Genomic DNA, 10,995 nt, shown 5'->3' with positions numbered 1-10,995 from the left:
GACAGAACCCCAACTAGGTGTCCTGCCTTTATATCAATGTGCTACACTATTTGCAGCATATAATTAGAATACTTGAGCCAATCCGATGGCTTGATGCTTCTTTCGTACCTCGCACCTTACTTTCATTTTCTTGTGGATTGAACAAGTCGACTTAGAGCTGTCTGGATCGGTGTTAGTGGTCTACCAAGCAGTTTTTCGAAGTCTGTACTTTCCACTTCCAATGTTCCTTCGCGAATTCCTTGTTGGATTCCGACGAGAATTGGAACAACGAAGTCTGGTACACCTACGTTTTTCATGATATCAACATAGGTAAAATCGTCGACTTGCTGAAAAGGTACTTCTTTATTCAGAACAATACCAAGTGCTGACACCAATTCTTCTTGAGTAAGTAGTTTGCCAGACAATTCGTAGATCTTGTTCTCATGACCGTTTTCTGTAAGTACAGCTGCAGCAGCTTCTGCATATTCTTGCTGGAGAGCCCAGCCCACCTTCCCAGATCCCGCTGAAGTCACCCAAGGTGCCCCTGCTAATACACCTTGAATACTCGATATTTCATTTTCTAAATACCAATTGTTGCGCAAGAAAGCGTATGGAATACCGGTTTTGAGAATTTCCCTTTCCGTAGCTCGATGAGGTGGAGCCATAAAATTTTTGCTTTCAGCTGCATTTGCAATGCTTGTATACGCAATAAAACCGATGTTCGCACGAGCTGCTGCTTTTACAGCATTTCTATGCTGACGAATTCGGATTTCATTTTCCCCATCTGCGGAAATGATCAAAATCCTATCAATTCCAGCAAAAGCTGCATCCAACGTTTCCGGACGATCAAAATCACCTTGTCGAACCCCAACGCCTTTATTACGGAATCCTTCTGCTTTATCTGGATTGCGGACACTGACAGCCAGTTGGTTTGCTGGTACATTTTTCAATAAGATGTCCACTACTTTCGACCCTAATTTCCCTGTTGCACCAGTTACTAAAATTTTCATCATGTTTCCTCCTATATAATCGTTATTTATCGTTGTAATAAAACATGTTACAACAAAGATATATAATAAAAGCTCTTCAATGGGAGCTTTTTGCTAATTCGACATTACTTCTTAGGCTTAGCAGATAGTGTACAAGTACCATCAGCACAAGTGGATGACGTCAATATCGTTATCGTTCTGCGCCTGCGATTCCTTCCAAACAGTATAAAAACACGAAGAAACATATCAGTAGACTGTGCACCAGATACGACATATTTACGGCTGATGACGAAAAATGGCACACCATTGATACCAAGCTGGCTTGCTTCTTTTTCATCTTCGCGCACTTCATCGGAATAAACACCATTTACGATTATCCTGAGAGCTTCATCACGGTCCAACCCGACCCTTACCGCTAATTCAGCTAACGTCTCATGATCACCTAAATGCTGAGAGTCGGTAAAGTAGGCATGAAACAACTCTTGTTCCATTTCGTTCATTTTTCCTGACTAGTGGCATAGTGTGCCAACCTATGAGCATCAAATGTATTCGTCAATATCATAGTGTCAAACTCGAATCTAAGCCCAACTTCCTTCGCTTGCACTTCGAGATTTCGGTTCATCTCTATTGCTTGTTTCCGGCTCATGCCATATTTAGTGGCTAACATATCATGCACATCATGATCCACATCTCTTGGGGCATTCGGATCGAGCTCAAAGCTTCGAAAAATAACTTCTACATCATCTTTGTACACAAACTGATCAAGGGCAGCATCGAACCGTTTTTTTCCAATGTAACAAAAAGGGCAAGCAAAATCGGACCAAATTTCAATTTTCATTCTAGCTACATCCTTTCCGTTATTTCAAACACGGTGTTGTAATTCAAATTGTTACAACAGTTCCAAAAAAAATTGGCTCATGTTTGCTTTTTTATCTGCTCGTTAAGCTCAAAAACTAATTCATGCATCGTGATTTCAGCTAAGATCGATTCCATTGCATTTTGAGCCCGTCTTAGGATCAGTTCGAGAACGCTTTGAATGTTTGCACCAACTGGACAGTCTGGATTCGGTTGTTCATGGATGTGAAAGAGCTCCCCTTCCTCCATTACTTCCACCGCTCGATAAATATCCAATAACGTAATTTCTTCTAACCCTTTAAGTAAAAAAGCCCCTCCCGTGCCTGCTCGTACTCCTGCCAATCCTGCTCTCTTTAATTGTCCAAGTATTCTTCGAATGACAACTGGATTTGTGCCAACACTATCGGCAATCCATTCCGACGTATGGTGCGCATTCTTGGCAGTAGCCAGTAATGAAAGAATATGAACCGCTATGGAAAATCTGCTGCTAATTTTCATTACGGACACCCTCCAGTTGTAACAATTATAGTTACAACTGGAGGGGAAAGTCAAGAGGATACAGGAAGAAAGTTGTTTCTGAGTTCTCAAGTCCTTTTCCATTATTATAGCAGCCAAGCCAAAAAGCAATATTCTTTCCTTTTTCCCAAAAGATCATTTGTTTAAAAAAATAATAGTTTGTAAATTAGGAGAATGAAAGCATATTACAATTTAAATAGCGTTTTTTAGAAATTTATTTTTTAAAAAGGTTTCGTTATCATAAAATACATAATCATAACAGGTAAAATAGTTGCAATAACCCCAATGACGGCCCAAAGATATGATAATTTTTGATATTCTGCTCCTATTTGTCCATTTTCAACCCATTTCGAACTCTGTTTAATCATTTTTCGTTGTACTGGTATTAGAATAAAAAGCCATAAGAATCCTGTAATTCCAAATAGAATCATTGATAAGGTTAACCAATTGAATCCAGTCATTGGCATACCTGATTTTACTGCCATAATTAAGCCTGATACCAGAATTAGAATAATACCTGGAAGGGTAAACACATAGTCAGCAAACATCACGTTTTTAACGCTATGATGAATAAGAGTTGGATCTTTTTGATAATCTGCTCGTATTTTCCAAAATGCAGTAACAATTATATTTCCGACTGATAATACCACTCCAGCTAAGTGAATAAATAACCATAATGTCATTTCACTCATATCCCTTCCGTTAGCCCGCTAGAAGTACGAATGCAATAAAAAAATTTGATCATAACTATATATTCTCATCTTGATTAAGCTTTTAATAAATCACTCATGAGCGATTTTCATTCATACATTTTAAAAGATTGTTTTCTTACTGAAATAGAGTGTCACATTCGATAGCCAAACATCCTTCATACATGAGTACTTATATGGCAATTATATATACAGACTATCGGTTTGTAAATATAAAGCATGCTATATAATTCACAAGAAACTTTATATTACATTTATGGTAAAATGTAGACAGTATTAGGAATGTTACAAAAATAGGAGGAGTTATTATGAAAAACATAAAAAAATGGATGACTGTTTGTTTTTTGATGGCTTTGATATTATCACTTGGATTCAGTCCTGTAAGCGCAGCCAATGTCATTAAATCAAGTAATAACACCACAAAAGCCGGGTGTGTTGATGTGACTTTGTATGAACATGCTAATTATGAAGGAGAGTGGAGACATTATGGTTGTGTCGACTCAGGAGGTTATTATTCACTAGGCTGGTGGGATAACGAAGTATCTTCTATTATAGTAAATGATTTTAATGGTGCTGGGACAAATTGTATTAGGGTGTATGAAGATCAACATTATGGAGGTAAAAGCACAGTTTTTTGTGGGGAAGTTCCTTATGTTGGGGATGCTTGGAACGATGACATAGAATCTATGCGAATGGAATAATACATGAAGCACAACTTTTTAAATAAAAGATCAAAACGCCAATTGAGGAGATTGGCGTTTTTTAGATTTACCCGCTTCCACCTGTTGAGGACAGGGTACGGAATCTATTTGCAGATCGAGGGGTCTCTATTGTATTCAAAAACATAGGGTTTCTGGAAAAATGGTTCATCTTTCTCTGTTGACTGGATCTAGAGAATATAGTTTCCTATAGATAGGGCAACTTAACAAGCTTAATTGAGGAGTCTGGAAGAACAAAAGGGTCCTCCCTTCAATAAGCTTGGCCAGTCTCACGAAAGAGAGACAATGATCAGGAAATTATTCAGAGGGGTCAAGCAGACTTCTCAGAAATTTCATCGGAGTTGGTATTGGACGCCCACTCCTAGGGCACTGCTAGCTCTCACCTTCTTTTTGTCTCCAACGGGAACGATCATCCATCAAGTGCTGCCAGCAATCATGATGGAGCAAGGACATGGTGGTCATGTTGTAGCTCTGCCGATCTTTCAGCTGGGTCTCCAACTGGCAGGAACCACAAGCGCTACTTGGATCATCAACCGCTATGGTCCGAAAAAGGTGATCATCTGGGGAGTTATTGTGTGGATCTTCTCCTATCCGATCACTGGGGTTTTGGTACAAAAGGACTGGATCTGGGGTTTCTACGCAAAGGCGTTTACCACCTTGCCAACCTCTTGGGCGGTTGTGGCTATTGGTGCCTGGTGGTTGGAGCTGAGGAAACAGAGGGGTAACGAAGGAGACGATGGCCTCCAGGTCGACAACTGGTCAGGACTTATCCGAGGCCTTGTGGCGGGATCCCTCACGGCACTGGGTTTCTTCTTGGTACGACACCAGCAGATTTGGCTGTGGGTAACCATCCCCGCTGTCATCACTGTACTCCTCCTCGTGCCGATCAAGCAGATGAAAGAGACAACTCTAGAGCAAAAGAAAGAGAAAAAACAAAAGAAAGAGAAAACGACATGGCGTACCGATAATGCCGTTCGACTCGAACTCCTCGGAATTGGAGCTCCGATCTCGTCTTCCATCTTTGGATCGGTTCTGATCCTTTCAGCGATGCAAGGCTGGGGTTCTTTGATTCTGTTGTCAGTCGTACCTGTGTGTACGCCACTCATCAGTATCCATCTGCTCCAGAAGACGGAACTGAAAACAATGGAGCCCACTCCAAGTTGGTGGCGGAGTGTACACAGATGGCTTTTCTGGAGTCATAGTATGGCTGTCGTAGGCTACTGTTTGAGCGCACTGGGACTTAGTACTTCCCAAAGCGTACTTCTGATAGTAGCTGTTCCCTTCATCGTGCTTGGTCGTACGGCTCCAATTTGGATGGCCCGTAAGGCAAGACAACTGACAAACAATTCGTCGCTGTATGTAGCGGCAAAGAAGTCACAGGATACCATCGTCCAGCTGATTTCCGCGTTCCTTGGGTTCGGTATCGGGCAGTGGCTGGGTTTGACGTCAGCCCTATTGCTGGGCGCGTTACTCTGCACCGTATCTCTGGCTCTCACATATCGGTATCCCTATCGGTAAACGTGAGGCTACCCACTCTAATTCGACGCCTTAGCGCTGAATTAGAGTGGGATCAATATTTATATTGAGGTCTTAGGAACATCGAAATGAAGTCAGATGGTTGACGCTTCAGATCTAGTTGGTATTTTCCAAACCGATTGAGATGAGCCACAATATTAGGACTTAAAACTCCTAAGAGTTCTTCATCGCTTTTATTTCCGTTCGGCTGGTATTCGTGCAAGATAAAGGACAAGGCAAATACATTATAGAAGATTAAGCAGTTTTCTGCTAATTGGTTGACATAATTATCTTCCGTTGTTTCTCTCATCATTCTCCGCAGTGACACCTTCCCCCAAAAAATAACCATTTGATTTCGCGTTTTGATCGGCTTTTATAAACTCCATTGCTTGCTCTAACCCCTAACTCCATGCTGTATACCATCTCGGAAAAGCTCGGTGTGAGAAATCTACTTATTTACTATTCATCATAAATAAAAGAGAAGTTCTCAAAATTCAGGGACTCTTCTTTATTTTAGAAGCTTTTTCAAGCATTGATGCATCTCTTGAAAGCTTCCCATTATTTGTCCAACTGTATCCCTAATTTTGATGCTCTATCTTGTAACCTTTTGAGCTTCTCATCCTTAATAACAGGATGTAATGCTTCAAGGATCACTTTTAAACATTTCTTTGCCTCTATAGCATTATTTTCAACTACTTCGAAATCGGACTCATTGTCTGAATCAAGACAATCTTCTATTCGGGATAATATTCTGTTGAAGCCACTGCCAAATTCCAGCTCATTCTCTAAATTGAAAACATGATCCTTAAGTTTATCTAATTTATTTACTATTTTTAGATTGCTAATTACTTGTCTTTTCCATGTTTCAATATTTAAATCTTCAACCCCTAACTCGGTTACTAGATAGTAAGCGTCATGAAGTGATCTCATTTTCCATTCTACGGTCTCTTTATAGTCTTCAATTTCATCTAGGATATTATCTAGTTTCCAAGAAATAGAGAAAAGATCATCGCTCAATTTTGTTAAGAAATTTATATTTTCGTCTGGATTAATTCCATTTATTGCTTCTTCTATATCAAGTTCTAGTCTTTTCAATCGGGACTCAATTGTATCTTCCTCTTTATCTTTTTCAAATAGATTATAGATCATATCTTCTAACATCCTTTTTAATAGATTAAGGGAGTAGATGAACCCTACCTCTATTTTCTTCTTCTGCATGCTAGATACCTGCTTTAAGTCTACTTTATACCACTAGTAATAAAGTCTATTGAAAACTTGAATTCTAGGTAGTAGCTACCAAGAATTCCTCTCCCTTTGGCAACCACAGACCATCCGTTCGTCCAGTAAAGTAGCGCTGGTTAAGATCTGCCGATGACACGTACTGGACTTCTTGGAAACCTGCCTCGCGGGCCAATGTCAGCATCTCTGACGGTCTGAAAAAGCTAACAAAAGGCGTGCCGCTTACTCGCGCTCCCTTCTTCGCCTCCTCAACACTAGGCTGCAACTTGGACTCAGTAAGCTCAGATGGTAGCAGGAACGTCATGGCTAATGCGGAGCCGGGGGTAAGTGTTGCAACTTGGAGCAGTGTGGCAGCGATCGCATCTTTGGTGAGGTACTGGGTTACACCAGTAGAGGCAACAACAGCTGGGCGACTTGCATCGAATCCTGAAATCTTTAGCTGTTCCCACCAGGACCAGCCAGCCTCGAAATCGACTGGAACGAGTCGTAACCACTTGGGGATGTCAAAATCGAGTACATTCAGGCGCTGCTTCTTCCAAGCCAGCATACTAGGCTGGTCAACCTCAAAAATCTGCATTTGAGAGGCTATCTCTGGTCTGCGCTGAGCAAAAGTGTCGAGACCAGCGCCGAGGATGACATACTGAGTGACTCCTTTCTTAAGCTGTTCGATGACCAGTTCCTCAATAAAGCGAGCCCGGGCCACGATCGATGCTCGGAAGCCACTAGTGCTCTCTGGATCCATGTCAGGACGTTGACGCCATCCATTTCCCGGATCTGCCAATTGCAGGCCGATCTCGTCTTTGAATACATACGGTGGTGAATCGACCTCTATATGCAATGCTCGCCACAACGCAACTCGAACTGCTGTGTGATCTGGTTCAGTATTATCATACATACTGTTCTTTCTCCTTTCGAGCGAATCACTCACTTTTCAATGTTTTTTTGATCCATGTTAACCTTGTTTTTATTTTAATAAATTCCCTTACATATAACAGATTCTGAAATTTTCTTCTTATTATGTTGATTATCTATGTGTTGTATTCTAGCTTCTTTTAAATGAACTTCCCTCCATTTTCTCCCAAGCTGTTTGGATTTTCTTATCATAAAAATTAAAAAATACTCCTGCGTTCATGGTTTTAGTTTGCGAAAGAAACTAGTTTTCATTTATTGTGAGTACAGATATATGATACTTCATTCCATTTTTAAAATATGATCGAAGACAACTATTACTTCAAAATTCCTCTCTACATTTTGATTCATTTTTACTTTCAGACTACATTTCTAGCATTAGTACGCTGTACCATACTAACTCCGAAAAATATAAGTACTTATCTTTCAACTATAAACCTGTCATAATCATCAATGAGTTCTTATACCAACCGAAAAAGGATGAAAAACATGAAAATAATGGTGATCGTCGCACATCCCGACTTAGGTGAATCTCGTGCTAATCAAATTTTGAAGACAGAAATATCAAAAGAATCAAATATATTTATTCGTGATCTCTATCAAGAATATCCAAATTGGATAATAGATATAGAAAAAGAACAACAACTATTATTAGAGTTCGATCGCATTGTTTTTCAATTTCCATTTTATTGGTACAGTTGCCCACCGCTTTTAAAAAAATGGTTTGATGATGTCATGCAGTTTGGATGGGCATATGGTCCAGGAGGAGATAATTTAAAAGGGAAAGAATTTATTCTTGCTATAACAACAGGCGGATCAGAGAATTCATATCGAGCCGGCGGACATAATTGGTTTTCGATAAGTGAATTAATCAAACCAATCCAAGCGACAATTATGCGCTGTAATGGAACCTTTTTACCGTCGTTTATCACATACAATGCCAGTAGAGGCAGTGATGAGTATCTACAAAATCAAGCCAAGAAATACAAAAAACATATAGCTGAGTCCTTAGAAGAACTGATTCACTAATTTTGGTTCAACTGTTTGCTTCCCCAATCACACATACCCTTTAAAATAGGATATAACGTTTTACCTAAAGGAGAAAGGGAATATTCAACTTTTGGTGGTACAGAAGCATATGTTTTTCGTTCAACTAATCCGTCATTCTCTAATTCTCGCAATTGGGTAGTTAGCACTCCTTGAGTGATGCCATCTATGATCTTGTGGAATTCACTAAACCTTTTTGTTCCTTCTTCCAATAAAATAAATAAAATTAGCGGTTTCCATTTTCCTCCGATTAGTTTTAAGGTGTACTCTACTGGATACCGATAGTTTTTTGATACCATGTTTCCATCTCCTTTGCATGCTTATACTAGCAACTTGATTAAAAAGTGTAAACAGGAGATTATATGAATCCGGTTCTTGCTAATTGTAAACTTGCCTCTCATGCAAAAAGAATCAACTCTTCTGTTGATTCTTTTTGCAAACAAATTCGATGCTAAGACCATTCCTTCATTCTTTCAATGTCAGCTGATTCTTTTGATAAAGTTCCTCCACAAATGACCTTGTTTTTGCGAAAGCTTCTACTGGACCATCAGCGACTTCCGCGATATAAGCTTCTTCTGGTAATTGATCATCTATGCCGGGAATTTTAATTCGATCACCATAGCTGTTAATCGAACCATGTTCCCGCATACTATCAATACATTTGAAAACAGGCTCCCAGTACTCCGGATGAACAAATATTGCCTTTGTTCGATGCTTTCGGAGGTGATTAGTTTGTATTTTGGAAAGCGTTTCAAAAACTTCCCATGCAGTTCCAAATCCACCTGGCCAAAACAGGATAACATGAGAGTAATTAATAAGAACCCCCTCTCGGATAGAAAAATTATTAAGCCGTAGACGCTGATTGGTATGGATAGAGTAAGTATCTTTGAGATTAAAGAAGTTATCTACTCCAAACTGACAATCAATTCCTATAACATGTGCATCTTGATTTCTTGCTCCTTGGGCAGCTGCCCGCATGATTCCAGGTCCTCCACCCGTGCATAACGGTACATAACAACCACCAAGCACACTCTCCTGTTCATTTGCAGAATAGTGTCCCCATAACTCACCAAATTTGAGCGCAGAATCCCAGTATTTAGCGCTCTTTTCAATCATTTTTTTGTGACGCTCCATCCTCATATTTGTCTTGTTTAACTGATCCTGCATAAGTTTTCTCGTCAGCGGATGGTTTTCCTTTTCGAGTGCTTTCTTCACTTCGTCTGCATGACAACCTAATATATCTAATTTTTCTTCCGCAATTTCTTTGCATGAAATCGTACCAGAACCCATCAGAGTTATTACACCATATTTAGCCTCATAACTAAATAAAAGTTCAGCAGCATAAATATCAGCTACGCTCTCTTGTGTGCCCAAATTTCTGTCATTTGGAACGAAACATGCTTTTACTCCTACTACTTGAAAAGAAGCAATGCAGGTCTCATTGGAATAATTCTTCCAAGTAATGATAAAACCGTTTTCATCTACGTGATAAGTCTCTACGTCCCCATTTTTATTAATATTGCTGATAAAAAGACTATAACTTTTTGTTTTTGATATTTGTCCAGAATCAAAGGTAATTGGCTCTTCAAACGTAATCTTGGCCATATGATTGTCCGTTTTTTCAATCCACCAACCTGTACCAGAAGCCGTCCATTGATTTGTGGTTGGTTCATAAAAAATCGTGCCATTCAGTTCAATTTCATTCATACGGAACAACCCTTCTTATGACATTTAGAATAAATCCTATTAATTAGTTTGATTTACCAATAAAGTTTTATGCACCATAAATTCATGTTCATTTACTAACAGGTATCTGTGTTATCATTACCCCCTTAACAGAAAATTTACTTATTCATAGTTCATTATCGTATATAATAAAGTACATATTCAGTCACACAAGTCAGATCAAAGAACGGAAATCAATGCAAGAAAACTTGGTAGGTTCAACTAAACAGCCTGTAGCGATCAAGACGGTCAGCTTTGGCAAGAAAGCTAAGAGTACTCCTATTCAAGTGAACAATGGGATTACTCTTATTCCCGGTTCCCTTCGTACCCAACAATGCAAAAACCTTTGGCGTTCTGAAGGCAAGTATGCATACAAAAAAGGACGCTTGAACGATTCTCGTCCTAAACTCATGTTCACTGATCTTCACGATAGCTTGGGAGTATCAGCTAAATACATCAACCAGAAGGACGAACATTCTTGGGTAGCCGATAAAATTGCGACAGTACGTATCTTTCCGAATCTCACCATTTGGACAAGTCTCCTGCACATGGACATGTTGGAAAAACGCATTTATTTTCCGACGTTTGTCGTCGTCAAGCATCAAGATTATGTATTCGGCGCCATCTCTGCCGAGTTGACCTTTGCAAGGAGGCCTGTGCTTTCCTATCAGTTCAACCAAACCATTCAAAGCAGACAAATTTCTGACTAATTTGATCTGCTTGTGTTACTCTTCCCTTGTGTTACGACATGTTTTTATTGATATGTTTTCTTACAAGGGGAGCAACTTATTT

Annotated in this window: 12 protein-coding genes and 1 pseudogene; 4 read left to right on the top strand and 9 right to left on the bottom strand. The window is 39.6% G+C overall.

The genetic code is table 11. The features are described 5' to 3' along the window. Positions 1–122: 122 nt before the first annotated feature. From AC5WOF_RS19295 to AC5WOF_RS19280, 4 genes and pseudogenes are all read right to left on the bottom strand, one after another. Positions 123–989 carry an SDR family oxidoreductase gene (locus AC5WOF_RS19295; protein WP_496051572.1) on the bottom strand — a complete coding sequence of 289 codons (867 nt, stop codon included), beginning with the start codon at positions 987–989 and terminating at the stop codon, positions 123–125. Positions 990–1,093: 104 nt separating this feature from the next. Then, positions 1,094–1,806, bottom strand: a pseudogene (locus tag AC5WOF_RS19290) (DsbA family oxidoreductase). Between the two features lie 77 nt (positions 1,807–1,883). Next, complete coding sequence (locus AC5WOF_RS19285; RefSeq protein WP_496051571.1) at positions 1,884–2,321, bottom strand: Rrf2 family transcriptional regulator; 438 nt, start codon at positions 2,319–2,321, stop codon at positions 1,884–1,886. Between the two features lie 239 nt (positions 2,322–2,560). Beyond that, positions 2,561–3,031, bottom strand: a complete 471-nt coding sequence (locus AC5WOF_RS19280) for a DUF2269 family protein (RefSeq protein ID WP_496051570.1) — start codon at positions 3,029–3,031, stop codon at positions 2,561–2,563. Between the two features lie 326 nt (positions 3,032–3,357). On the opposite strand from AC5WOF_RS19280, the gene AC5WOF_RS19275 reads away from it, so the two are divergent. Beyond that, on the top strand, positions 3,358–3,750 hold the full coding sequence (locus AC5WOF_RS19275) for a hypothetical protein (protein ID WP_496051569.1): 393 nt from the start codon (positions 3,358–3,360) through the stop codon (positions 3,748–3,750). Between the two features lie 831 nt (positions 3,751–4,581). Further along, positions 4,582–5,286 (top strand): hypothetical protein, encoded by a 705-nt coding sequence (locus tag AC5WOF_RS19270; RefSeq protein ID WP_496051568.1) that lies wholly within the window; start codon positions 4,582–4,584, stop codon positions 5,284–5,286. Between the two features lie 52 nt (positions 5,287–5,338). On the opposite strand, the gene AC5WOF_RS19265 is transcribed toward AC5WOF_RS19270, so the two are convergent. From AC5WOF_RS19265 to AC5WOF_RS19255, 3 genes are all read right to left on the bottom strand, one after another. Then, positions 5,339–5,632, bottom strand: coding sequence for a Tn3 family transposase (locus tag AC5WOF_RS19265; RefSeq protein ID WP_496051567.1), 294 nt, complete (start codon positions 5,630–5,632; stop codon positions 5,339–5,341). Between the two features lie 209 nt (positions 5,633–5,841). After that, positions 5,842–6,501, bottom strand: coding sequence for a hypothetical protein (locus AC5WOF_RS19260; protein ID WP_496051566.1), 660 nt, complete (start codon positions 6,499–6,501; stop codon positions 5,842–5,844). Positions 6,502–6,565: 64 nt separating this feature from the next. Continuing rightward, complete coding sequence (locus AC5WOF_RS19255) at positions 6,566–7,417, bottom strand: class I SAM-dependent methyltransferase (RefSeq protein WP_496051565.1); 852 nt, start codon at positions 7,415–7,417, stop codon at positions 6,566–6,568. A gap of 503 nt (positions 7,418–7,920) precedes the next feature. Between AC5WOF_RS19255 and AC5WOF_RS19250 the strand changes: the two genes are divergently transcribed. Further along, entirely contained in the window at positions 7,921–8,460 is a 540-nt protein-coding gene (locus AC5WOF_RS19250) for an NAD(P)H-dependent oxidoreductase (protein ID WP_496051564.1), read from the top strand. Here the strand turns inward: AC5WOF_RS19250 and AC5WOF_RS19245 are convergent. Next, positions 8,457–8,777 (bottom strand): winged helix-turn-helix transcriptional regulator, encoded by a 321-nt coding sequence (locus AC5WOF_RS19245; protein ID WP_496051563.1) that lies wholly within the window; start codon positions 8,775–8,777, stop codon positions 8,457–8,459. The two genes, AC5WOF_RS19250 and AC5WOF_RS19245, sit on opposite strands and share 4 nt — an antisense overlap. Before the next feature lie 166 nt (positions 8,778–8,943). Further along, positions 8,944–10,185: an LOG family protein gene (locus AC5WOF_RS19240; RefSeq protein WP_496051562.1), complete on the bottom strand. Its 1,242-nt coding sequence runs from the start codon at positions 10,183–10,185 to the stop codon at positions 8,944–8,946. Between the two features lie 227 nt (positions 10,186–10,412). On the opposite strand from AC5WOF_RS19240, the gene AC5WOF_RS19235 reads away from it, so the two are divergent. Continuing rightward, the gene (locus AC5WOF_RS19235; protein ID WP_496051561.1) at positions 10,413–10,913 is read left to right on the top strand and encodes a hypothetical protein; all 501 of its coding nucleotides are present in this window, start codon (positions 10,413–10,415) and stop codon (positions 10,911–10,913) included. The last annotated feature ends 82 nt before the right edge of the window (positions 10,914–10,995 follow it).

This window comes from Shimazuella sp. NTD250 (assembly GCF_059510375.1).
Note: the sequence above shows the minus strand (reverse complement) of the source record. Positions and strands in the feature narration are given on the sequence as shown.